This is a genomic window from Hypericibacter sp., from assembly GCF_050729195.1.
Taxonomy (GTDB): Bacteria; Pseudomonadota; Alphaproteobacteria; order Dongiales; family Dongiaceae; genus Hypericibacter.
The window spans coordinates 1-23,797 of record NZ_JBOHKS010000092.1; the positions used below are offsets into that span (position 1 = coordinate 1).

At 66.2% G+C, this 23,797-nt stretch carries 24 protein-coding genes; 19 read left to right on the forward strand and 5 right to left on the reverse strand.

Annotation, left to right across the window (positions count from 1 at the left end):
- On the forward strand, positions 1–616 hold a 616-nt coding region (locus tag ACREE8_RS06880), incomplete at its 5' end, for a PhzF family phenazine biosynthesis protein (protein ID WP_431572243.1).
- Positions 617–622: 6 nt separating this feature from the next.
- Here ACREE8_RS06880 and ACREE8_RS06885 read toward each other — a convergent pair.
- Complete coding sequence (locus ACREE8_RS06885; protein ID WP_431572244.1) at positions 623–1,759, reverse strand: porin; 1,137 nt, start codon at positions 1,757–1,759, stop codon at positions 623–625.
- A gap of 353 nt (positions 1,760–2,112) precedes the next feature.
- Here ACREE8_RS06885 and ACREE8_RS06890 point away from each other — a divergent pair, with 353 nt between their 5' ends.
- Genes ACREE8_RS06890 through ACREE8_RS06905 form a run of 4 tightly spaced genes read left to right on the forward strand, consistent with a single transcriptional unit; the run spans position 2,113 to position 6,549 of the window.
- Complete coding sequence (locus tag ACREE8_RS06890) at positions 2,113–3,171, forward strand: Bug family tripartite tricarboxylate transporter substrate binding protein (protein WP_431572245.1); 1,059 nt, start codon at positions 2,113–2,115, stop codon at positions 3,169–3,171.
- A gap of 35 nt (positions 3,172–3,206) precedes the next feature.
- Complete coding sequence (locus tag ACREE8_RS06895) at positions 3,207–4,694, forward strand: tripartite tricarboxylate transporter permease (RefSeq protein ID WP_431572246.1); 1,488 nt, start codon at positions 3,207–3,209, stop codon at positions 4,692–4,694.
- Entirely contained in the window at positions 4,691–5,167 is a 477-nt protein-coding gene (locus ACREE8_RS06900) for a hypothetical protein (RefSeq protein WP_431572247.1), read from the forward strand. Before ACREE8_RS06895 ends, ACREE8_RS06900 begins: the two co-directional genes overlap by 4 nt.
- Positions 5,158–6,549: a phenylacetate--CoA ligase family protein gene (locus ACREE8_RS06905; RefSeq protein WP_431572248.1), complete on the forward strand. Its 1,392-nt coding sequence runs from the start codon at positions 5,158–5,160 to the stop codon at positions 6,547–6,549. Before ACREE8_RS06900 ends, ACREE8_RS06905 begins: the two co-directional genes overlap by 10 nt.
- A 6-nt stretch (positions 6,550–6,555) precedes the next feature.
- Here the strand turns inward: ACREE8_RS06905 and ACREE8_RS06910 are convergent, their stop codons facing one another.
- Genes ACREE8_RS06910 through ACREE8_RS06925 form a run of 4 tightly spaced genes read right to left on the reverse strand, consistent with a single transcriptional unit; the run spans position 6,556 to position 10,147 of the window.
- Positions 6,556–7,440 carry a class I SAM-dependent methyltransferase gene (locus ACREE8_RS06910; RefSeq protein WP_431572249.1) on the reverse strand — a complete coding sequence of 295 codons (885 nt, stop codon included), beginning with the start codon at positions 7,438–7,440 and terminating at the stop codon, positions 6,556–6,558.
- Positions 7,441–7,444: 4 nt separating this feature from the next.
- Positions 7,445–8,218: an SDR family NAD(P)-dependent oxidoreductase gene (locus ACREE8_RS06915; protein ID WP_431572250.1), complete on the reverse strand. Its 774-nt coding sequence runs from the start codon at positions 8,216–8,218 to the stop codon at positions 7,445–7,447.
- Positions 8,215–9,339, reverse strand: coding sequence for a glycoside hydrolase family 3 N-terminal domain-containing protein (locus ACREE8_RS06920; protein ID WP_431572251.1), 1,125 nt, complete (start codon positions 9,337–9,339; stop codon positions 8,215–8,217). The genes ACREE8_RS06915 and ACREE8_RS06920 overlap by 4 nt, the downstream gene beginning before the upstream one ends.
- Positions 9,340–9,358: 19 nt before the next feature.
- Entirely contained in the window at positions 9,359–10,147 is a 789-nt protein-coding gene (locus ACREE8_RS06925; protein WP_431572252.1) for an SDR family NAD(P)-dependent oxidoreductase, read from the reverse strand.
- Positions 10,148–10,482: 335 nt separating this feature from the next.
- Here ACREE8_RS06925 and ACREE8_RS06930 point away from each other — a divergent pair, with 335 nt between their 5' ends.
- The 14 genes from ACREE8_RS06930 to ACREE8_RS06995 all read left to right on the forward strand — a co-directional run.
- Positions 10,483–10,878 carry a hypothetical protein gene (locus ACREE8_RS06930; RefSeq protein WP_431572253.1) on the forward strand — a complete coding sequence of 132 codons (396 nt, stop codon included), beginning with the start codon at positions 10,483–10,485 and terminating at the stop codon, positions 10,876–10,878.
- Between the two features lie 27 nt (positions 10,879–10,905).
- Positions 10,906–11,697 (forward strand): YdcF family protein, encoded by a 792-nt coding sequence (locus tag ACREE8_RS06935; RefSeq protein WP_431572254.1) that lies wholly within the window; start codon positions 10,906–10,908, stop codon positions 11,695–11,697.
- 115 nt (positions 11,698–11,812) lie between these two features.
- A complete protein-coding gene (locus tag ACREE8_RS06940; protein ID WP_431572255.1) occupies positions 11,813–12,841 on the forward strand; it encodes a lytic murein transglycosylase in 1,029 nt (342 codons plus the stop codon).
- Between the two features lie 39 nt (positions 12,842–12,880).
- Entirely contained in the window at positions 12,881–13,852 is a 972-nt protein-coding gene (locus ACREE8_RS06945) for a septal ring lytic transglycosylase RlpA family protein (protein WP_431572256.1), read from the forward strand.
- Between the two features lie 116 nt (positions 13,853–13,968).
- Positions 13,969–15,123 (forward strand): D-alanyl-D-alanine carboxypeptidase family protein, encoded by a 1,155-nt coding sequence (locus ACREE8_RS06950; RefSeq protein WP_431572257.1) that lies wholly within the window; start codon positions 13,969–13,971, stop codon positions 15,121–15,123.
- Positions 15,124–15,143: 20 nt separating this feature from the next.
- Positions 15,144–15,791: a dTMP kinase gene (tmk, locus tag ACREE8_RS06955; protein ID WP_431572258.1), complete on the forward strand. Its 648-nt coding sequence runs from the start codon at positions 15,144–15,146 to the stop codon at positions 15,789–15,791.
- The gene (locus ACREE8_RS06960; protein WP_431572259.1) at positions 15,788–16,897 is read left to right on the forward strand and encodes a DNA polymerase III subunit delta'; all 1,110 of its coding nucleotides are present in this window, start codon (positions 15,788–15,790) and stop codon (positions 16,895–16,897) included. Before tmk ends, ACREE8_RS06960 begins: the two co-directional genes overlap by 4 nt.
- A 129-nt stretch (positions 16,898–17,026) precedes the next feature.
- On the forward strand, positions 17,027–18,622 hold the full coding sequence (gene metG, locus ACREE8_RS06965; RefSeq protein WP_431572260.1) for a methionine--tRNA ligase: 1,596 nt from the start codon (positions 17,027–17,029) through the stop codon (positions 18,620–18,622).
- Positions 18,622–19,419, forward strand: a complete 798-nt coding sequence (locus ACREE8_RS06970; RefSeq protein WP_431572261.1) for a TatD family hydrolase — start codon at positions 18,622–18,624, stop codon at positions 19,417–19,419. Before metG ends, ACREE8_RS06970 begins: the two co-directional genes overlap by 1 nt.
- A gap of 28 nt (positions 19,420–19,447) precedes the next feature.
- Positions 19,448–20,248 carry an MBL fold metallo-hydrolase gene (locus ACREE8_RS06975; protein WP_431572262.1) on the forward strand — a complete coding sequence of 267 codons (801 nt, stop codon included), beginning with the start codon at positions 19,448–19,450 and terminating at the stop codon, positions 20,246–20,248.
- A gap of 122 nt (positions 20,249–20,370) precedes the next feature.
- The gene (locus ACREE8_RS06980; RefSeq protein ID WP_431572263.1) at positions 20,371–20,733 is read left to right on the forward strand and encodes an FtsB family cell division protein; all 363 of its coding nucleotides are present in this window, start codon (positions 20,371–20,373) and stop codon (positions 20,731–20,733) included.
- 165 nt (positions 20,734–20,898) lie between these two features.
- Positions 20,899–21,903, forward strand: a complete 1,005-nt coding sequence (pdhA, locus tag ACREE8_RS06985; protein ID WP_431572264.1) for a pyruvate dehydrogenase (acetyl-transferring) E1 component subunit alpha — start codon at positions 20,899–20,901, stop codon at positions 21,901–21,903.
- 20 nt (positions 21,904–21,923) lie between these two features.
- Positions 21,924–23,315 carry a pyruvate dehydrogenase complex E1 component subunit beta gene (locus ACREE8_RS06990; RefSeq protein ID WP_431572265.1) on the forward strand — a complete coding sequence of 464 codons (1,392 nt, stop codon included), beginning with the start codon at positions 21,924–21,926 and terminating at the stop codon, positions 23,313–23,315.
- A gap of 19 nt (positions 23,316–23,334) precedes the next feature.
- A partial coding sequence (locus ACREE8_RS06995; protein WP_431572266.1) for a biotin/lipoyl-containing protein occupies positions 23,335–23,797 on the forward strand: 463 nt, incomplete at its 3' end.

Consider the following 23,797-nt stretch of genomic DNA (forward strand, 5'->3'; position numbering starts at 1 on the left):
GACCAAGGAGGTCGATCTCATCGGCCATGCAACCCTGGCGGCCGCCCATGTGGTGCTGGGCGAGGTCGAGCCGGATCTGCAGGAAGTAAGATTCCGCTCAGGGCCTGAGACCATCACGGTCAAGCGCGACGGTGAGAATCTCGCCATGGATTTCCCGGCGCTGCATTCGACGCCGGCCCGCGATCCGGCCCCGGTTGCCCGCGCCCTGGGCACGGTGCCGTCGAAGATCCTAGCGGCCAAGCATTACATGGCGCTCTACGAGACGGCGGATCAGATCCGCGCGCTGAAGCCGGACATGGCGGCCCTGGCGGCGCTCGATTTGCCGGCGGTCATGGTGACGGCGCCTAGCGACGAGGCCGGCATCGACTTCGTCTCGCGCTTCTTCGCCCCCGCCAATGGCGTGCCCGAGGATGCCGTCTCCGGCGTGGCCCATCTGGCGATGGTGCCCTATTGGTCGGCGCGCCTGGGCAAGAAGCGCCTGGTCGGCCGTCAGCTCTCGCAGCGCGGCGGCATCGTGATCGGCCTCGATCGCGGCGCGCGTGTGACCCTGATGGGCCGCACGGTGCTGCTCTTCTCCGGCGTGATCCATCCCGAGGGCTCGCGGCTGGCGGGCTGACCGACATCAGAACCCGATGAAGAATCCCACGCCGCCCTCCCAGGTGTTGTCGTCCTGGTGGCCGGTGCCGCCGCCGGCATTCATCGTGTTGTAGCCGAGCATGCCATCCAGCGAGATTCCCGGGCCGAGATCGTAACGGCCGGTGAGCTCGATGATGTCGATCCGGTCGGACGAGCCGGCGCTCGTCGCATACTCATAGTCGCCATGCGACCAGGCGAGGCCGACGGTCCATGCATCCCAGTTGTAGGTGCCCCCGAAGCCCGCGACCCAATAGTCGGCGCCGCTGGCGCTTTGCCAATTATCGAAGTAGAGCCCGGCGCCACCGATCGTGAAGCCCGCGAAAGTCACGATCAAATGGCCGTCGATCCCCCAGCTGGTCTGCACATTGTGCGCTCCGCCCGTGGACTCGAATTGACCCTCGCCAAATCCGATGCCGGTCGCGAGGTCGACGCCATTGAAGTCGTGATCGAAATTCAACGCCGCCGATATGACGTTCTGAACCTGGCCTGAATTGTTGCTCAAGGTCGTTCCGCCGGGGCCCGACCAGTAGGAATAGCTGTTCTCGCCGCGCCGATCCGGCGCGAAGGAGACCGCGAAGGAGAAGCCGGCGAAGGTCGGGCTGAAATAGATGACCTTCGTGGCGTCGCTCGAGATGTTCAGCATGGTGCTGTTCGTCTGGAACGAGCCGTTGCTGAATCCGTTGCCGTGATTGTTCGAGAATTCGAAATCCGGCGTATCGACGCCGAACAGCTCCGAAGCGCTCGGGATCAGATAATGCAAATGCCGGCTTGCATCGTCGTCGTCGCCGAAGCGGACCTGGCCCCACCCGCCCTTGAAGTAGGCCCAGACCTCGTCGATCTGGTCGTTGGACTGCTGGCCTTCCATTTCGATGCGCGCGCCGACCGTCAGGCCATTATCCAGCCTGGTCTCGCCCTTGAAATGGACCTCGACGTCCTGACGGAAAACGATGTCGCGCGTGTGGGCGCCGGGATCTCCGTCACTGTTGCTCTGGGAGAAGTCGAGACCGGCGGCAGCCTCATAATAGCCGCCGAGGCTCAGCTGGATGCCCTGCGCCGCCTGGGCATGGCTCGCCAAGAGCCCGATGCCGGCCAGCGCGGTCGTTCCGAGAAGAACAAGTTTCATGACGAACGGCCCCCATCCGTCGTTTCGCGATCAACGGCGTGATCGCCTGCTGTCTGGAATGCCGCACGTCCCCCAACGGATGGAGAATACATTCTTACTCGCGAATGCCTATGGCGGCAGGCACGCCTCCCTCTTTTGCGCCTCTGTCGCGAGCCTGACCGGGATCGCGATTGACTCCCGCGCCCCGTGCGCACCCGCGATGGCGCCTTGGATTCCCAATCAAGCCATTGATTGAACGGGACTAAGGCGATGGGCGGCCGCTGTTTTGGTCTGTCGCTTAGCCCGGGTTCAGCCCATGGTGCAATTGCGCCATCGGTCTAGAATGCCGATTCGAGGGGCATGCGGGGGAAGACATGGCCGAAACCGTCGATTCGGGGCGTCGCAGCGCGACCGCGTGGCTGCTCGCGATAGTCGCTGCAGGCGCCGGCGGGTGGACGGGATTTCCTTTCCAGGGCCAAGCCGCCGAAGGCGCCGCCGACTATTATCGCGGCCGCACCGTTCGCCTGGTCGTGGGTTCGGGCGCCGGCGGCGGCTACGACAGCTACGCGCGCTTGCTGGCGCCGTTCTTGTCGAAGGCGCTGGCGGGAGACGTGCTCGTCGAGAATCGTCCGGGCGCCGGCGGGTTGCTGGCGCTCAATCAGATTTACGACGCCGACCCGGACGGCCTCCTCATGATGATCGTCTCCGGTTCGGGGGCGGCGCTGGCCCAACTGCTGGGGCAGGAAGGGGCCAGTTTCGACCTGCAACGCATGACCTGGATTGCGGGCCTGGGCGCGGATACGCCGATCGTCATGCTGAGCCCGCGCTCCTCCTTCCGCACGCTGGCGGAACTGGTCGCGGCCGATCATCCGGTGAAATGGGCGGCTTCGGGACGGTCGACAGGCCAGGGTCTATGGATCAGCTTTTTCACGCATGCGCTGGCGATCCCGTCAAATCTCATCACCGGGTACAAGGGCTCCAACGAAGCATCGCTCGCCGCCATGCGCGGCGAGGTGGACGGGATCATCGTCACCGCCAGCTCGGCGCACAACTATGCGCAGGAGGGTCAGCTCCTGCCGATCGCCGCCATCGGCCATGAGCGCTCGACCCTGTTTCCGGATCTGCCGACGGTGTTCGAGCAGGCCACGCTGACGGCCGACGCCGGCTGGTGGATGGAATATTGCGTTCGCACCGCCGAGGTGAGCCGCACCGTCATCGGTCCTCCCGGTCTTCCCGCCGATCGTGCCCGGTTTCTCCAAGACGCCTTTCAAAAAGTGCTGAGCGACCCTGTCGTGCTGGCCGCGGCTGCGGCGGCCGACCGGCTCCTGGTCTATCAGACGCCGGATTTCGTGCGCGAACGGTCCCTGGATTTGCTGACCGGTGTCGATGCGCCGCATCGCGAGATGCTCAGGACGCTGCTGGTGAGCGAGTAGGGGGCGGCTCTGGTCAGACGCAGCGATCCAGTCGCATGAGCGGGCTCGATATCTTCGCCGATGGTGCGATCGCGTTCCTGCGCTGGGACGTGATGCTGGCGATCCTCATCGGCATGTCGCTGGGGCTTTTCTTCGGCCTGCTGCCCGGCATCGGCGGCGTCACGGCCCTGGCGCTGCTGCTGCCGCTGGTGCAGGGCATGGATCCGCTGCCGGGCCTGGCCTTCCTGCTCTCGGTCCATGCCGTGATCTATAATGGCGGGTCGGTGACGGCCGTTCTCTTCGGCGTGCCGGGCGCGCCGCCTTCGGCCGCCACCTTGATCGACGGCCAGCCCTTGGCGCGGCAGGGCCGCGCGGCCTATGCCATCGCCGCGGCGCTCTCGGCCTCGGCCATCGGCGGCGTGATCGGCGCGCTGGCGCTGGGATTCCTGTTGCCGGTGCTGAAGCCGGTGGTGTTCCTGCTGGGCTCGCCCGAAACCTTCCTGCTGGCGCTGGCGGGCGTCGCCTGTCTCGCCATTCTGGGCAAAGGCAGCATGACAAAGGGCCTCATCGCCGGCGGCCTCGGTCTCTGCCTCGCCATGGTCGGCTATCAGCAGACGACCGGCGTGCCCCGCTTCTGGTTCGGCAGCGATTATCTGCTGGATGGTTTTCGCGTGGTGCCGGTGGTGACGGGTCTCTTCGCCATTCCGGAACTGGTGCGCCTCGCCATGACCGGCTCCGCGATCGGCCCGGACAAGGCCGACGGCGCCATGCCGGCGCGCCAGATCGTCGACGGCATCCTGGCGCCGCTGCGCCACTGGACGCTGACCCTGCGTTGCTCCCTGCTCGGCGTTCTGATCGGGATCATTCCCGGCATCGGCGGCGAGGCCTCCTCCTTCATTGCCTATGGAACGGCGAAGCAGACGTCGCCCAATGCCGCGGAGTTCGGCAAGGGTGCGATCGAGGGCGTGATCGCGCCGGAATCGGCGAACAACGCGAAGGAAGGCGGGGCGCTGGTGCCGACCCTGGCGCTCGGCATTCCGGGCAGCTCCGGCATGGTGCTGATGCTCGGCGCCTTCCAACTGCTGGGCCTCGAGCCGGGGCCGCGCTTCCTCAAAACCCATATGGATCTCGCGATCGGGCTGACCCTGACGCTGGCGGTCGCCAATGTCCTGTCGGCCGTCATGATGCTGGCCCTGGCACGCCCGCTGGTCAGCGTCAGCGCTCTGCCGGGCCGTGTCCTGGCGCCGGTGCTGATGGCGATCGTGCTGCTCGGTGTCTATGCGGTCGAAGGTAGCTTTGCCGATATCGCCGTCACCTTCCTCTTCGGAAGCCTCGGGTTGGCGATGCAGGGGCTTGGCTATGGCCGCGCGGCGCTGGTGCTGGGTTTCGTGCTCGGCCATCTGGTCGAGACCTATTTCGGAATCTCGCTGCAGGCCTATGGCGTGGGCTTCCTGCTGCGACCCACCACGCTCGCGATCGGCCTGTTGTTGCTGGCCGGCATGTTCTGGCGCCCGGCCGTGCAGATGCTGCTGAGGCGCCGATGAGAGCGGTGTCACGCGACAGCGAATTCCTGTTCCCTGGCTTGATCGCGGTCGTCATCCTCGCGGCGCTGGCGCTCGATGCGTTCATTTATCATCACGGGCTGCGGGTTCTGGGTTTCCCGGCGGCGCTGGGCCTGGCGACGGCCGGCCTTTGCGCGTTGCGTCTATGCCAACGAGCGCAGGAAAGAAAACGGGCCGGGCAAGTCTTATCGGATGACCCATCCATCGAGCCCGCTTCCGCCATTGCTGTCATGCCGGCCTTGCGCGCGATGCTGGGCCTGATCGCCGCGGTGCCCTTGGTCTGGCTGTTCGGCTTCGCGATCGGCCTGCCGCTCTATGTCGGTGGCTATGTCAAATGGCGCGGTTCGGCCTGGTGGGTGGCGCTGCTCTGCGCCGTCATCGCGCTCGCCGCAGCGCTGGGCTTCATCGAGCTTCTCGGCATGCCGCAACCGCAGGGACCCTTGGTATGGCCTTGAGCGCGAAGGCGACCGCCAACGGGTTGCCCTTGCCGTTGTCCGACACACCCGTCGCGCGCGTGATGTATCGCCTGCAGCACCGTCTGCAGGAAAGCCAGTGGTGGACGCCGGAGCGTCTCCGCGAGGGCCAGTTCCAGCAATTGAAGGCGCTGCTTCGCCACGCCGCCGCGACGATACCCTTCTATGCCGAGCGGTTGCAGCAGGCGGGGTTTCGCCGCGGCATGGTGCTGGACGAGGCGAGCTGGTCGCGGCTGCCGGTCCTGACGCGCCCCGAGCTTCAGGCCGCGGGCAACAAGCTGCTGTCGAACGCTCTGCCCGAGCATCACGGCCGCCGCCATGAGATCCGGACCTCGGGTTCCACGGGCCAGCCGGTGCGGATCGTCAGCAGCGACCTGGCGCAGACCTGGTTTCGCGCCGTGGGTCTGCGCGAGGCGCTCTGGCAGCAGCGCGATTTTGCCAGCTTCTTTGCCGTCATCCGAAAGTTCGAGAAGAACGAGATCGCGCTGCCTCCGGACGGCGAGGATCTGGCGCGATGGGGCGATCGGAGAACCTATCCATTTCCGACAGGCCCGGCGGCCCGGCTCAGCCTCTTCGCCTCGGTGGCGCAGCAGGCCGACTGGCTCATGCGCAAGAACCCGCATTATCTGCTGACTTATCCCTCGAACCTCGCGGCGCTCGCCCAATATTGCCGCGATGCCGGGATGCGGCCCGGCAATCTGCGCCAGCTCCTGACGATCGCGGAGCTGCTGCCGCCCGAGACACGGACGATCGTGCGCGAGGCCTGGGGCGTGCCGATCGCCGATGTCTATTCCTGCAAGGAGATCGGCTATCTGGCGCTGCAATGCCCCGCGCACGAGAATCATCTCCATGTACAGAGCGAGACCGTCCTGCTCGAAGTGCTCGACGAAAACGGGCGCGCTTGCCGGCCGGGCGAGGTCGGCCGGGTCGTGGCGACGCCGCTCTTCAACTTCGCCATGCCGCTGCTGCGTTACGCGATCGGCGATTATGCCAAGGTCGGCGCATCCTGCGACTGCGGCCGCGGGCTGCCGGTCCTGGAACAGGTGCAGGGGCGGGTGCGCAACATGCTGACCACACCCGATGGCGGGCGCTATTGGCCCTCCTTCGGGTCACGGCGGTTTCGTGAGATCGCGCCGATCCGTCAGCATCAGTTCGTGCAGAAATCGCTGCAGCGCCTGCAGGCAAGGCTGTCGGTCGAGCGGCCCCTGACGTCCGAGGAAGAGGCGACGCTGCGCGCCCATATCCTGACGCGGCTGCCGGTCGTCTTCGAGATCGACTTCGTCTATGTCGACGAGATTTCCATGAGCGCCGCGGGAAAGCTCGAGAATTTCATCAGCGAGATCGACAACCCGCCGCCGCGATGATGCGGGTCAATCGCGGATCGCGACGATCTGCGCATAGTTGGCCCCGCCCGACATGGTCGGGCCCAGCGGCGCCTGCGTCGAGCGCGGGCCCACGGGCGCCACGATCACCTGCTCGAGGCGGAAACCCGCGCCCCGGAACAACTCCTCCAGCTCCGCCACCGAGCGCACCGGGTGCGTCTTCTGCTTGGCATGGGCATAGGCGTCGGCCATCGTCGCAATGACCTCGGGCGAAACGTCGATCCGGTTCTGCGCCGCCGCCGTCGCGGCCAGCACGCGCTCGCGCAATCCCTTGGCCTGGTCGGGTGTGAAGCCGACGCGCTCGGGCGCCTCGGGCCGGATGCGGTTGACCGTCACGACGCGGCCGCCGGGCCGCAGCAACTCATGCCAGCGCGCCACCAGCCGCGGCCGATCCTCCGGCGCGAAACGCCCGAGGAAGGAATGGGTGCAGATCATGTCGAAGGGCGAGGCGTGGCTGTAGGCGAGGATGTCGCTGCGGACCGCGCGAACCGCCAGACCGTGGCGCGCCGCATACCACTCATTGAGGCGAAGCGGCGTGGCGCAGAGATCCAGCACGGTGATGGTGGGGCTGGCGCCTTGCGCCTCGAACAGCCAGCGCAGGCAATGGAGCAGCGCATAATCGGCCGTGCCGGAGATGAGGACGCGGCGCTGCCCGGCCGCGATCGCGGGCGAGAGGGCCGTCCGGTAGAATTCGGCATGATCGCGCGGGGTGGTGATGAAATCGAACAGGCGCAGATATTGCCAGAAGCCGTGATACCAGGCGCAGCTCTCGCCGCTGGCCGGATCGCGGTGGCACAGGCTCGGCGCGATCTCGCGCGCCAAGGGCGCTGAGACCGCCAGCGGTTCTTCGGGATAGGGCGCCGGTGTCGTCATCGCCTCAGAGCCCCGCCGTGGTGCCGAAATCCATCAACAGCGCGGCGCCGGTGATGGGGGTGAGCTTGGGCGAGGCGATCTGGAACACGAACTCGGCGACTTCCTCGGGACGCACGAAACGCGCGCGGGCGCCTTGCGGATAGATCGAGAGCAGCTTGTCGAAATAGGCCTTGGGATTGCCCTCGCCATAGGTGTCAGCCTGGTATTTCAGCATCGGTGTCTCGACGTCGCAGGGGCAGATCGCATTGACGCGGATGCCGCGCGGCGCCAGCTCGCGCGCCAACGCCTTGGTGAGCAGCACGACGCCGCCCTTGGACGCGCAATAGATGGCCGCCCCCGCATTGCCAATGAGGCCCGCATCCGAGGCGATATTGAGGATGGTGCCGGAGGTTTTTTCCAGCGCCGGGATGGCGTAGCGGCAGGCGAAGAAGGTGCCCTTGAGATTGATGTCGAGCGTGCGGTCCCATTCGGCCTCGGTCGCCTCGTCCGACGGGCCTTCGACCCAGACGCCGGCTCCGTTGACCAGAACGTCGAGTCCGCCGAAGCGTTCCAGGGTCGCCTTGACCATGCGCTCGCAATCGGCGACGCGTGTGACATCGGTCGGGATGGCCAGGAGCCGCGCGCCGGCCTTCATGTCGCGCTCAAGCTCGCCCAGCCGCCTGGTGTCGATATCCGCGACCGCGAGATTGGCGCCCTCGGCCAGGAAGCGCTCGACGATCGCCCGCCCCATGCCGCCCGAGCCGCCGGTGATCAGGACCGTCTTGTCATGCCAGCTCATGCGGTCGGTTCCTTCGTCAGGGGCGGTGGTGGCGCCATTGTCGGCCCTGCTGCGCGATGTGCAAGGAAGTTCGCATCGGACAGCGCCGTGACGGGATGCTGAGGCGCTTGGGCCAGCAGGGCGGCTATCCTGCCATGCGAGCGTTCCAACTGCGTTTCGGTCAGGAGTCCGCTTTTGAGTCCGGCCGCCATGTCGGCAGCGGCCGTCAGCGCGCGCCCGGTATCGTTCCAATAGGCGCAATATTCCAGCAGGTCGGTGCCGGCGGCGAGGGTGCGGGCTGCGATCGTGTCGCGGTCGAACAAGCTGGCGATGGCGCCCATGCCGAGATCGTCGGTGACGACGATACCCTCGAAGCCCAGCTCGTTCCGCAGGAGGTCTCGAACGAAACGCGGTGAAACCGTGGCCGGCCAGGTCGGGTCGATCTTCGGGAACAGGATATGAGCCGTCATCATGATCTTGGTTTCCGGCCCGATCAGGGCCGCAAACGGAACCAGCTCGCGGGCGCGCAATTCGGGCAGCGTCAGCTCCAGCGCCGGCAGGCCGTAATGGGAGTCGAGGTTGACGTCGCCATAGCCGGGAAAATGCTTGGGGCAGCCCCAAACGCCTTCGGCCTGCAGGGTGCGCAGAAAAGCCCGCGCCGGCGCGATGACCTCCTCCGGCGTGATCCCGAAGGCGCGGTCGCCGATGACCGGGTTGGCGGGGTTGGAGTTCACGTCGAGCAGCGGCGCGAAATCAAGGTTGATGCCGAGGGACCGCAACTCCACGCCCATCGCGCTGCCGACCTCGGCCGCCCGATCGCGCCATTCCCGGGGGCTTGCGAAACGCGTGATCGGCGGCGGTGGACGGTGGACCCGGCCGCCTTCGTGGTCCATGCAGATCAGAATCCGCTCGCGCCCGATGACCTCGCGCGCGTCATGCAACAACGCCTTCCAGCGTTCGAGCCAGGCTTCGTAAGGCTGATCGCGCAGGAAGTTATCGGCAAAGAGGATGATGCCGGCGGGCCGCAACTGGCTCAGCAGCCTTTTGTCGTGATCCGTCAATAGCGGCGCAGGTTGCAGCCCGATGAGAAAATGATGCCCGAAGGCGTCGGGACGATCGCCGGGGGAGAATGCCTCGTTCATCGGCGCCAGGACCGGCCGCTCAGAACGTGACGTCCCGGGGTCCCTTATATTCCTGGATCGTGTTGCCGCCATCGACCACGATCATCTGGCCCGTGAGGTAGCTTGCTTCCTCGGAGGCGAGGAACACGCAGACATGGCCGACCTCTTCCGAGCGGCCGGAGCGGCCGATCGGCGTGTTGTCGCCGGCGATGATTTCCTTCTTGCTGCTGGAGCTGTTGGCGATCCAGCCGGGGCCGATCGCGTTCACGGTGATGCCCTTGCCGGCATATTCGAGCGCCACCGAGCGCGTGAATCCCAGCATCGCCGCCTTGGCCGTCCCATAGGCGGTCGAGCGCGGGATCGCGACCACGGGGCCCGTCACCGAGGACATGTTGACGATCCGCCCGAAGCGCCGGCGCGTCATGCCCGGCAGGACCGCGCGGGTGAGGGTGAAGCAGGTGTTGAGGCTGATGTCGAGCTGGCGGTCCCAACTGGCATCGTCGATCTCATGCGCCCATTGGCGGCGCTGCTTGACGCCGGTCTGCGCCATGCCGGCGTTGTTCACCAGGATCGAGAGGGCCCCCAGGGCCTTCTCGACCTTCTTGACGAGCTCGGCCGCGGCGCGCCGGTCGGTCAGGTCGCAGATGAAGGCGGCTTTGTCCTTCGCGCCGCCCGGCAGCTCTTCCAGCCGGTCGAAGATGCGCTTGGTGGTGGAGGTGATGGCGACCCGGGCGCCGGCCTCGCGCAACAGCTTGGCCGTGGCGAAACCGATACCGTCGGCGCTGCCAGTCCCCGTCACCAGGGCGGTTCGGCCTTGGACGCCTGCCATGACAAATCCCCTCTGCTGCCGCAGCGCCCGTGGCGCCGCTGTCGGGTTCGCATAACATGCGCCGCGATCCCGGCAAACCCCGGCAACGGTCGAGGCCGCCATCGAGACGCGGAGAAATTCCCGTTTCGCTTGAATCCCGTGAGTCGGATTGCCGTTGCGAAACCGGTCGATGTACGCGCCCTAACGTATTGATTCTTGACAGGTTCAAGCAGCGTTCAATAATCCGCGATCCTGGCACCTGCGGACATCGAGTCGCCAGCCCTTTTGCCTCGAGGAGATTCAGCCATGAGGCGAAGCGCGACGGCCCACCCAATCGGGACGCCGGGATCGGCCGGATGCGCCGATGGCGATTCGACCGGGACTTCCGGCTGAGCGCCGCGCGCGTCACGGTCCTGTTCCGCCATGGCCTGCCGCTGCTCCTGGCGGCGGGTCTGATCGGCTGCGCGGCCCAGCCCAAACAGGCCGCCGGCCTTTCACGCGATACCCGGTCCGAAAATTACTGCGTCCAGCTCGCCGGCACCGGGACGGGGCAATATGACCAGGGGCTGCTGCTGGAGTGCCGGCGCGAGGAATACACGGCCGCGGCCCGGATGCGGGGCATGCAGCTGCCGAAAGATGTCGATACGGGCTGCGCCGCCACCGCCTCGATGGGCGATCCGGTGCGGTTCTTTTCCTGGTCGCGTTTTGCGCTCTGCGCCGACCGATTGGCGCCGCCGCCAACCGAACCGTGAGCCTCATGCCATGAAGGATCGACGCCCATGACCTTCTTTCTCGGCAAATTCCTGGGCTGGATCACCGATCCGGGCATCTGGCTCCTGCTGCTGTTGCTGGGGGCGCTGGTCGGTTCCTTCCGCCGGCGCGGGCGGGGCGGGCGCGGTTTCCTGCTGCTGGCACTGCTCCTGACCCTGACCCTGGCGGTCCTGCCGGTCGGCGGATGGCTGCTGCTGCCGCTCGAGAACCGATTTCCGCCGCCGGCCAGCCTGCCGGCGCATATCGACGGCATCCTGGTGCTGGGTGGCAGCCTCGATGGCGAGGCCTCGGCCGCACGCGACCAGCCGGTGCTCAACGATTCCGCCGAGCGCCTGACGGCGGCGGTGGCCCTGGCGCGCGCCCATCCCGAGGCCCGGCTGATCTTCTCCGGCGGCAGCAACTCGATCTGGCCCGGCCAGGAGCCGGAGGCGCGCTATGTCGAGCGGCTGCTGCTCGATCTGGGCGTGCCGCCGGCCCAGCTCACCGTCGAGAGCACATCGCGCACGACCCAGGAGAACGCCGCCCATCTGACCCAGTTGCTGGGCCCGCAGGCGGGCGGCAACTGGGTGCTCGTCACCTCGGCCTGGCATATGCCGCGGGCCGTCGGCTGCTTCCGCCATCTCGGCTGGCAGGTGATTCCCTATCCGGTCGATTACCGGACCGAGGGCAAGGGCGAGCCGCTGAAGCCGATCGAGCCGATCGCCGGTTTTGCCGATTTGTCGGTGGCGCTTCACGAATGGTTAGGGTTGGTCGCTTATCGCATCCAGGGTGCGACGGATGCGCTGCTGCCGGCGCCCTGAGGGATTCGCTCAGCTGAGTCAAAGGGACGCGGGGAGGCCCAGACATCTTGGCCGACTCTGACGGGTCATGGCACAAACGAAGGAGAATCGGATTTTGCGTCGAGGGGTGATCGCCATGCGGGGCGAGAAGGGCATAAACCGGCGGCGCGTCCTGCGTGCCCTAGCCGGCGGCGGCTCGGCGCTCGCCATGGCGCCGGCCCTGATGCTCGGCCCGCGTCCGGCCTTCGCCGATCTGGATATCACGCAGTTCAACGCCTGGATCCAGGGCGTGCGTGAAGAGGCGGCCACGCGCGGCGTGTCGCCCGCGACGCTCGACGATGCCTTCAAAGGCGTCGCCTTCAATTACGACGTGATCGCGCTCGACCAGAAGCAGCCCGAAAGCACGATCACCTTCGTGGATTACCTGGCGCGGGTGGTGAACGACAAGCGCGTGGCGACCGGCCGCGACCTCTATCAGCAGAACCTGCCCTTGCTGACCCGGATCGGCACCCTCTATGGCGTGCAGCCGCGCTTCATCGTGGCGCTCTGGGGCATCGAGAGCAATTACGGGGCCCAACAGGGCGATTACCGCATCGTCGAGGCGCTGGCGACCCTGGCCTATGAAGGACGGCGCGCCGATTTCTTCCGCAAGGAGCTGCTGAACGCGCTGGAGATCCTCGAGCATCACGATGTCAGCGCCGGCAACATGCTGGGCTCCTGGGCCGGCGCCATGGGGCAATGCCAGTTCATGCCCTCGAGCTATCTGCGCTTCGCGGTCGACGCCGATGGCGACGGCAAGCGCGACATCTGGAACTCGACCGCCGACGTGTTCGGCTCGATCGCGAACTATCTCGCCGGCAACGATTGGAAGCCAGATCAGACCTGGGGACGGGAGGTCAAGCTGCCGACCCATCTCGACAGCAACCTGATCTCGCTCGATATCGAGAAATCCCTCGAGGAATGGAAGAAGCTGGGCCTGCGGCGCGCCGACGGCGGCGATCTGCCGGTGGTCCATAAGCTCAATGCGTCGCTGGTCCGACCGGACGACACGACGGGTCCGGCTTATCTCGTCTATGGGAACTACAAGGCGATCATGAAATGGAATCGCTCGACCTATTTCGCGACCGCCGTCGGCACGCTCTCCGATCGGATCGAGCAGGGTTAATGAGCAGGCATCAGGGGTTATAGGGGTCGGTTAGACAAAATGCTGAGGTTGGGGTCCGTTGCGGCAATGCTGGGCGTGGCGGCTGCGCTGTTGTTGGGCGGCTGCTCGGAAACCGAGCTGGTGCTCAATACAGGGAAAGTTGTCACCAAACCCACTCAGACGCCGCCGGCTTACAAGATCGGACAGCCCTACCAGGTCGACGGTGTCTGGTATTACCCGAAGGTCGACTATGGCTATGACGAGACCGGGATCGCCTCCTGGTACGGGCCCGACTTCAACGGCAAGCCCACGGCCAGCGGCGAGATCTACGATCAGAACGGCCTGACGGCGGCGCACAAGTCGCTCCCGCTGCCGACCATCGTCCAGGTGACCAATCTCGAAAATGGGCGCTCGCTGAAGCTGCGCATCAACGATCGCGGACCCTTCGTGAATGGCCGCATCATCGATGTGTCGCGCCGTGCCGCCCAGCTGCTGGGTTTCCATGAAAACGGCACGGCGAAGGTCCGCGTCCAGGTGCTGGCCGACGAGAGCATGGCCCTGGCTGCCGCCTTGACCGGCGGCAGCGGCGTTCCGTCCGACCAGCCGCAGCCGGCGGCACCGACGGCCGCACCCACCACCGCCGTGACCGCCCAGCCGCTGCCCGCGGCGACGAGCAGCGCCTCCAGCACCGTCGCGACGGCGCCGGCCGCGACCAACACGGCGACAACCACGGCGCCCGCGACCACGCGGGCTGTCGCCGCGGCCCAGCCCGACGGCCGGGTCACGCAGACGCTCGTCAAGCCGAGCGGGATCTTCATCCAGGCCGGCTCCTTCACCCAATATGCGAACGCCCAGAAGCTCACCACGGAATTATCGCGCATGGGCGCTGCCACCATGACCCCGGTCAAGGTCGGCACGCAGCAATTCTACCGCGTGCGGCTGGGGCCGATCGCGTCGGTCTCGGAGGCCGACCGCCTGCTGGATAAGCTGGTCCGTTCCGGCCATACCGAGGCGCGCATTGTCGTGGATTGATGCGGCAGACCGCCGCGAAAACGCCCAGATGGGCGGCTCTTATGGATCGACGCCGGCTCCCGTGCGGCGTTATCTTTAACTTTGCCGGGAGAGGAACCAGGATGATTGGGATAACGATGACACTCGCTGCACGTCCTTTGACCGCGCTCGCGGCCTTGGCCTTTCTGGCCACCTCGTCCCTCGGGATCGCGGCCGCCAGGGCCGAGACCATCGACACGACGGCGACCGAAGCCTATGTCCTGGATTTCGACACCGGCGCCGTCCTGCTCGACAAGAACGCGGAAACGCAGATCCAGCCGGCGTCGCTCAGCAAGCTGATGACCGTCTATCTGCTGTTCGACGCGCTGAAGAAGGGCGAGGTCAAGCTCGACGACTCCTTTCCGGTCTCGAAGGAGGCCTGGGCGCTGAACGAAGGCTCGACGATGTTCGTCGGCATCGGCAGCCAGATCCGCGTCGAAGACCTGATCCGCGGCATCATCGTGCAGTCGGGCAACGATGCCTGCCTGGTCGTGGCCGAAGGCCTTGCGGGCACCGAGGAAACCTTCGTCGAACGCATGAACGCGAAGGCCAAGGAGCTGGGCCTCAAAGACAGCCAGTTCGACAATCCGCACGGGCTCGAAGATCCCAAGCAGCTGATGACCGCGCATGACGTGGCATGGCTGGCCCATCACCTGATCGCCGATTTCCCCGAGTACTATCATTATTTCTCGGAGAAGGAGTTCGTCTTCAACGGGATCAAGCAGGGCAACCGCAATCCGCTGCTCTACAAGGATCCGACCGTCGACGGCCTCAAGACCGGCCATCTCAGCATCTCCGGCTACAGCGTGGCGGTCTCGGCCAAGCGCGACGGGCGGCGCATCATCACGGTGCTGATCGGGACCCACAGCATGCAGGAGCGCTCCGACGAGGCCGCCAAGGTCCTCGATTGGGCGTTCCGCGAATATGACAATTATATGGTCGCCAAGGCCGGCTCGGTGCTGGCCGATGCGCCGGTCTGGATGGGCCAGGAGGCGACGGTTCCGCTGGCGGTCGGCAAGGATCTGCTGGTGACGCTGCCCCGCGCGGCGCATGACAAGCTCACCGCCAAGGCGGTGTTCGACGGCCCGATCCCGGCGCCGATCACGGCCGGCCAGGAAGTGGGCAAGGTGGTGATCTCGGCGCCCGGCATGGCTGACATGGAAGTTCCGCTCGTCGCCAGCAAAGAGGTGCCGAAGCTGGGCTTCTTCGGACGCATGTTCGCCTCGCTGAAGCATTACATCGGCGGCGCCTGACCGGAGCGAGCGGAGACGGAATGGCGCGCGGCCGCTTCATCACATTCGAGGGCGGCGAGGGCGCGGGGAAATCCACGCAAGCCAAACGGCTGGCGGCCTGGCTCGAAGGGCAGGGGCAGAAGGTGCTGCAGACCCGCGAGCCCGGCGGGTCGCCCGGCGCCGAAGAGATCCGAAAATTGCTGGTCCAGGGGGCGACCGACCGCTGGGATCCCATGACCGAGACGTTGCTGCATTTCGCGGCAAGGCGCGATCATCTCGAGCGGGTCATCCGCCCGGCCCTGGCCGCGGGTCAGTGGGTGCTCTCCGATCGTTTCGCGGATTCGACCCTCGCTTATCAGGGCTACGGACACGGCGTCGACCGCAACTTCATCGCCCTGCTCGAGAAGGCGGTGGTCGGATCACAGCGCCCGGACCTGACCTTCATCCTCGATCTGCCGGTGGCCCAAGGCCTCGAGCGCGCGGGCACGCGGCTTGGGCCCGAGACCCGCTATGAGGAAATGGCGCAGGCCTTCCATGAGCGGCTGCGCCAGGGCTTTCTGGCGATCGCGGCGCAGGAGCCGCAGCGCTGCCGCGTCATCGACGCGACGGCCGGCCTCGATGCGGTTCAGGCCGAGCTGCGCGCGGCGATGACCGAGAGATTCCCGGCCGAATTGACGCGGACCCCATGAGCGACGAACCACAGCAGGCTTGGCCGGCACCGCGCGAGAACCCGGAGTTGCTCGGCCATGACGAGGCGGAAGCTGCCTTGGCGGCCGCTGTAGCATCCGGACGTCTGGCGCATGGTTGGCTGATCACAGGGCCCCGTGGCATCGGCAAGGCGACCCTGGCGTTCCACTTCGCGCGCTATTTGCTGGCGAACCGGGGTGCTGAAGCCGCGGCGCCGGGATTGTTCGGCGCGGCCGAAGCGGCGCCCGCGGGTTTGCGCATCGATCCCAACCTGCCGGTCTTTCGGCGCATCGCCAGCGGCGGCCATGCCGATCTCATCACGGTCGAACGCAGCTGGGACGAGAAGAAGAAAAAGCGCCGCAGCGAGATCGTCATCGGCGATGTCCGCGATATCGGCCAGTTCCTCCATCTGACGCCGGCGGAAGGCGGCTGGCGCGTCGTCATCGTCGATTGCGCCGAGGACATGAACCGCAACGCCGCTAACGCGGTGCTCAAGGTGCTCGAAGAGCCGCCGCGCCGCTCGGTGCTGCTGCTGGTGAGCCATGCGCCGGGGCGGCTGCTGCCGACCATCCGCTCGCGCTGCCGCCGGCTGGCGCTGAAGCCGCTGGCCGACGCGCAGCTACGTGCCCTCCTCGCGCGCTACCAGCCCGACCTCGAACCCGCCGACCAGGCGCTCCTTGTCTGGCTGGCGCAGGGCAGCATCGGCCGCGCCCTGACATTGGCCGAGGAGGAGGGGCTCGAGCTCTATCGCGAGTTGGGCGAGCAACTCGCCCGGCTGCCCGATCTCGATATCCCGGCCATTCATGATTTCGCCGACCGGCTTGCCCGCGATCGCGAGGGCGACCGGTTCCGCACCGCGGCCGATCTGCTCGAAGGCTGGATGGCGCGGCTGCTGCGGACGGCCTCCCTGGGCCGCCCGGACCCTGGAATTCCGCCCGAAGAGGCCCAGATTCTGGGGCGTCTGGCCGGGTCCCGCGGACTTGATCAATGGCTGGCCCTGTGGGAAAAGGTCACGCGCCTGATCGCCGGGGCCGAGCAGGCCGATCTCGATCTGAAACAGGTCTGGATCGGCGCCATGCTAGCCTTGGCCGGGCAGGGACGGCGCTGACAGGAACCGCCTGTCCTCCGGAGCGGCGGCAAGGCCGCGGCGGAGGATGGAACGGCGTCCGCCCCACCTCCGCATTCCCGCGGATCTCGTCGCCACAAACCAGGTTCTCGATCCGGAAGACCCGCACGCATGTCAGGGCCCCGCGCCTACTACATCACCACGCCGATCTATTACGTGAATGACGCGCCGCATATCGGGCACGCCTATACGACGCTCGCCTGCGATGTGATTGCGCGCTTCATGCGGCTGGACGGGCGGCGGGTCAATTTCCTGACCGGCACGGACGAGCATGGCCAGAAGGTCGAGAAATCGGCCAAGGCCGCCGGCATGTCGCCCAAGGATTTCACCGACAAGGTCTCGCAGAATTTCCGCGACCTCGCGGTGGCGATGAATTTCAGCAACGACGATTTCATCCGCACCACCGAGGCGCGGCATATCAAGGCCTGCCAGGCGCTGTGGCAGGCGCTGCTTTCCCGCGGCCATATCTATCTCGGCCATTACGAGGGCTGGTATGCGGTGCGCGACGAGGCCTTCTATGGCGAGGAGGAGCTGACCACCGGGGCCGACGGCAAGAAGCGCGCGCCCTCGGGCGCCGAGGTCGAGTGGGTCAAGGAGCCCAGCTACTTCTTCGATCTCTCGAAATGGCAGCAGAAGCTGCTCGATTTCTACGAGAAGAATCCGGATTTCATCGCGCCGGAGACGCGCCGCAACGAGGTGCTGTCCTTCGTGCGCGGCGGGCTCATGGACCTGTCGGTTTCGCGCACCAGCTTCAAATGGGGCGTGCCGGTTCCGAACGATCCCGACCACATCATGTATGTGTGGCTCGACGCGCTGACCAATTATATGACGGCGGTGGGCTATCCCGATGTCGGCAGCCCGAGCTACCGGACCTTCTGGCCCGCAGACCTGCATATGGTCGGCAAGGACATCTTGCGGTTCCACACGGTCTATTGGCCGGCCTTCCTGATGGCCGCGGGGCTGGAGCCGCCCAAGCGCGTCTTCGCGCATGGCTGGTGGACCAACGAGGGGCAGAAGATCTCCAAGTCGCTCGGCAACGTCATCGATCCGCTGCAGCTCATCGAGACATACGGACTGGATCGCGTTCGCTATTTCCTGCTGCGCGAGGTGCCGTTCGGCAATGACGGCGACTTCTCGCACCGCGCCATGGTCACGCGGATCAATAGCGATCTCGCCAACGGTCTGGGCAATCTGGCGCAGCGCTCGCTCTCCATGATCAACAAGAACTGCGGCGCGGTCGTGCCGGAGAAGGGGTTGCTGACCGAGGCGGACCGGAAGCTGCTCGGTCAGGCGCAGGACCTGCTGGCGCGTTGGCGCGAGGCGATCGAGACCCAAACCTTCAACCGCGGGCTCGAAGCGATCTGGTTCGTCGTCGGCGAGGCCGACCGCTATGTCGACGAGCAGGCGCCCTGGGCGCTGAAGAAGACCGATCCCGCGCGCATGGCGACGGTGCTCTGGGTGCTGGCCGAGACGGTGCGCTATCTCGCCATCCTGGTGCAGCCGGTGATGCCGGAATCCGCGGGCAAGCTGCTCGATCAGCTCGCAGTGCCGCAGGGCCGGCGGAGCTTCGTGCATCTGACGGAAGTCGATGCGCTCAAACCCGGAACGCCGCTGCCGGCGCCGGAGGGCGTGTTCCCGCGTTTCGTCGATCCCGATGCGCCGGCGCCTGAAGCGGCGCCGGCAAAAGCCAAAGGCAAGAAGGCCTGATGCTCGTCGACAGCCATTGCCATCTCGACTATCTCGACCGCGCCGGGATCCTCGACGCGGCACTGGGCCGCGCGCGCGAGGCGGGGGTGGGGGCGATGCTCACCATCTGCACCAGCGTGGAGGAGTTCCCGCAGGTGCTCGCGATTGCCGAGCGGCACGACAATCTGTGGTGCACGGTCGGTGTCCATCCGCATGAGGCCGAGGGCGAGGTCAATGTCGCGGCCGAGCAGCTCATCGAGCTCAGCCGCCATCCCAAGGTGATCGGTATCGGCGAGTGCGGGCTCGATTATTTCTACGAGCGTAGCCCGCGCGCCGAGCAGCAATCGGTCTTCCGCACCCATATCGCCGCCGCGCGCGCCACGGGCCTGCCGCTCATCGTCCATAGCCGCGATGCCGACGAGGACACGGTGGCGCTGCTGCAGGAAGGGGCGGCCGAGGGAAATCTGCGCGGGCTGATCCACTGCTTCAGCACCACGCAATATCTCTCCGACAACGCCCTCAAGCTGGGATTCTATATCTCGCTCTCCGGGATCCTGACCTTCCCGAAGTCGGACTCGTTGCGCGCCATCGCCAAGGACCTGCCGCAGGACCGCATCCTGGTGGAAACGGACTCGCCCTATCTGGCGCCGGTACCCTTTCGTGGCAAGAAATGCGAGCCCGCCTTCGTCGCCCACACCGCGCAATGCCTGGCCGAGCTCCAGGGCATGACCGCGCCGGCCTTGGCCGATACGACCACGACCAACTTCTTCCGCCTGTTCGACAAGGCGAAGCCTGCATCGTTGAAGGCCTCGGCCTGACCGACGGCAAAACCGGATCAGGGATTTCATGCGCGTAACGATACTGGGATGTGGCGGGTCGGGCGGCGTGCCGCTGGTGGGAAACTACTGGGGCTGCTGCAACCCGGACAATCCGCGCAACCGGCGCCGGCGCGTCTCGGTGCTGGTCGAGACGCAAGGCAAGACGATCCTGATCGATGCGTCGCCCGATTGCCGCGAGCAGCTGCTCGATACCGGCGTCACCGGGCTCGATGCGGTGCTCTTCACCCATGAGCATGCCGATCATGCCCATGGGCTCGACGATCTCCGTTTCGTGCGCCGCGAGTCCGGATCGGAGCCTTTGCCGATCTATGGCACGGCGGACACGCTGGAGACGCTGGCACGGCGCTTCGATTACGTGTTCCGTCAGAACGAGAAGGGCTCGGGCAAGCTCTATCGTCCGTTTCTCGATGCCCGCACGGTGGCGTGGGGGCGGCCCTTTACGCTCGAAGACCTGTCGATCCTGCCCTATGAGCAGGATCACGGGCATGGCACCGTCACCACCGGCTACCGCATCGGCAACTTCGCCTATTCGACCGATGTGGTGAAGATGCCGGCGCCCTCGCTGGCGCTGCTGGCGGGGCTCGATCTCTTCGTCGTCGATTGTCTGCGGCTCGAGCCGCACACGACCCACGCCAATTTCGATACCGCCATGGGCTGGATCAAGCAGCTCAAGCCGCGCCATGCGGTGCTGACCCATCTCAATCACCAGATCGACTATGACGTGCTGAAGGCGCGCTGCCCGGCCGGCGTCGAGCCCGGCTATGACGGTCTGGCGGTCGAGATCCCCGAGGCAAAATCCGGCGCCTGACCGGCGGGAAGTGAGTCTTTCGAGTCACAGTCGAGCGCTTTTTCGGCTCCATCGTCGCCGGAGTCGGATCCCCGAGTCGAATTCATTTGACCGGCTCGACTCGGCTGTGATTCCGTCGAGTCATGGCAATTCGAATCGAGCTCCGCCGCTATCTGCGCCAGATCGCCGTTCCTTTGATCGGCGCATCGCTGATGGGCTATTTCGGCTATCACGCGATTCAGGGCGACCGCGGCCTCATGGCGTGGCTCACCTTGAAACAGCAATTGCGCCAGGCCGATGCGCAGCTGGCCTCGCTTCAGGGCGAGCAGCTCACCCTGGCCAATCGCGTGCAGCGCATGAGCCCGGCGACGCTCGATTCCGATCTGCTCGACGAGCAGACTCGGCTGATGCTGAATTACGCGCGCGACGACGAAATGATCATCATGACGCCTGATTCACCGCCGGCCGCGACCCCGGCCTCGCCCTCGGCGCCGTCACAAAACTGACTTAACTGAAATTCAGTTAATTGTCTCTTTTGTGTGGTTTGTCATAAATTTACACCATCTTGCTATTCTCCCTTTCCGGCGTAGATTAACCGGATAAGGGCCGGCCCTCGCTTCTGCGGCCGCCCAGCGGGCTGCTCAAGGCCCGCCTGTGGAGAGGGAGACAACATGGCTGCAACGCCCGTACGCAAGGCCGGCAAGGCCGAGAGCGACGAGTCGGAAACCCTGCTCACCCATTACCGCGACATGCTGCTGATCAGACGCTTCGAGGAGAAGGCGGGCCAGCTCTATGGCATGGGGCTGATTGGCGGCTTCTGCCATCTCTATATCGGCCAGGAAGCGGTGGTGGTCGGCTGCATGGCGGCGCGCAAGCCCGTCGACAGCGTCCTTACCTCCTATCGCGACCACGGCCATATGCTCGCGACCGGCATGGACCCCAAGGGCGTCATGGCGGAGCTCACGGGACGGCGCGGCGGCTATTCCAAGGGCAAGGGCGGCTCGATGCATATGTTCAGCCGCGAGAAGAATTTCTATGGCGGCCACGGCATCGTCGGCGCGCAGGTGCCGATCGGCACCGGCCTCGGCTTCGCCCATCGCTACAAGGAGGATGGTGGCGTCAGCCTGACCTTCCTCGGCGACGGCGCGATCAACCAGGGCCAGGTCTACGAATCCTTCAACATGGCGGCGCTCTGGAAGCTGCCGGTCGTCTACATCATCGAGAACAACAAATACGGCATGGGCACCTCGGTCGAGCGCGCGGCCGCGGGCAAGGATCTCCATATGCGCGGCCAAGCCTACGGCATTCCCGGCACCAAGGTCGACGGCATGGATGTGATGGCGGTGCGCGCCGCGGCCGAAAAGGCGCTGGCGAATGCGCGGACCGGCAAGGGCCCCTATATCCTCGAGGCGCTGACCTACCGCTATCGCGGCCATTCCATGTCCGATCCGGCGAAATATCGCAGCAAGGAAGAGGTCGCGAAGATGCGCCAGGAGCATGATCCGATCGATCACCTGCGCGCCAAGCTGCTCGAGGGCGGCCATACCGACGAGAACGCGCTGAAGAACATCGATCGCGAGGTCAAGGACATCGTCGCCGAGGCGGCCGAGTTCGCGCAGGCGAGCCCGGAGCCCGATCCGTCCGAGCTTTGGACCGACGTGCTGGTCGAAGCGTAAGCGGGAAGGGATCCGAATCCATGTCTATCGAAATCCTGATGCCTGCCCTCTCGCCGACCATGACCGAGGGCAAGCTCGCGAAATGGCTCAAGAAGGAAGGCGACGCGGTCAAGCCGGGCGACGTGATCGCCGAGATCGAGACCGACAAGGCGACGATGGAGGTCGAAGCGGTCGATGAGGGCAAGATCGCCCGCATCATCGTGCCGGCCGGCACCGAGAATGTCGCCGTGAACGCGCCGATCGCGGTCCTCGCCGTCGAAGGCGAGAGCGTCGACGCGGCCGCCAAATCCGCACCGAAAGCGCCGGCAGCCCCCGCACCGGCGGCAGCGCCGGCACCCGCAAGCCCGGCGCCGACACCGGCCGCGTCGAAACCCGCACCGGCAGCCCCTGCGATCGTCAGCATGGCGCCCGAGGCGGCGATGGGCGAGACCCACACCATCACCGTTCGCGAAGCGTTGCGCGACGCCATGGCGGAGGAGATGCGCCGCGACCCCAAGGTGTTCCTGATGGGCGAAGAGGTCGCCGAATATCAGGGCGCCTACAAGGTCAGCCAGGGCCTGCTCGAGGAGTTTGGGCCCAAGCGCGTGATCGACACGCCGATCACCGAGCATGGGTTCGCCGGCCTCGGCGTCGGCGCCGCCTTCGGCGGTTTGCGGCCAATCGTCGAGTTCATGACCTTCAATTTGGCCATGGAGGCGATCGACCAGATCATCAACTCGGCCTCGAAGACGAACTACATGTCGGGCGGCCAGATGGGCTCGCCGATCGTGTTCCGCGGTCCCAACGGCGCCGCCTCGCGCGTCGCCGCCCAGCATTCGCAATGCTATGCGAGCTGGTATGCCCATTGCCCGGGCCTGAAGGTGGTCGCGCCCTGGTCGGGCGCCGACGCCAAGGGCCTGCTCAAATCCGCGATCCGCGATCCCAATCCGGTGATCTTCCTCGAGCATGAGCTGCTCTATGGCCAGAACTTTCCGGTCCCGACCAGCGCCGACTATCTCGTGCCGATCGGCAAGGCGAAGATCGTGCGGCCCGGCCGCGACGTGACCATCACCGCCTTCTCAAGGCCGGTCAGTTTCGCGTTGGCCGCCGCCGAGACCCTCGCCAAGGAGGGTATCGAGGCCGAGGTGATCGATCTGCGCAGCCTGCGACCGCTCGACACCGAGACCATCGTGGAGTCCGTCAAACGCACCAACCGCCTCGTCACGGTCGAGGAGGGCTGGCCCTTCGCCGGTATCGGCGCCGAACTGGCGGCCCTGATGATGGAGCAGGCCTTCGACTGGCTCGATGCACCGGTGATGCGGGTCCACGGCGCCGATGTGCCGCTGCCTTATGCCGCCAATCTCGAGCATCTGGCGCTGCCCAGCGCCGACAGCGTCGCCGCCGCGGCGCGCCAAGTCTGTTATCGCGGTTGAGCAGGGGAGGAACAGCGCCATGCCGACGCCGATCCTGATGCCCGCTCTCTCGCCGACCATGACCGAGGGCAAGCTCGCGAAGTGGCTCAAGAAGGAAGGTGACACGATCAAGTCCGGCGACGTGCTGGCCGAGATCGAGACCGACAAGGCGACGATGGAAGTGGAGGCGGTGGACGAGGGCACGCTCGGCCGCATCGTCGTTGCCGCCGGCACCGAGAATATCGCCGTCAATGCGCCCATCGCCTATATGCTGAACGAGGGCGAGAGCGTCAGCGCGCTCGACGCGATCGGCAAGGCGGCGCCGGCGGCTCCGGCACCCGCATCGGCAGTACCCGCTGCAGCGCCAGTCCCCGCACCGGCTCCCAAACTGGCCGCAGCGCCAGCACCATCAGCACCGGCTCCCGCCGTCGCTGCCAGCAAGGACGGCCAGCGCATTTTCGCCAGCCCGCTGGCGCGCCGGCTCGCGGGCGAGGCCAATCTCG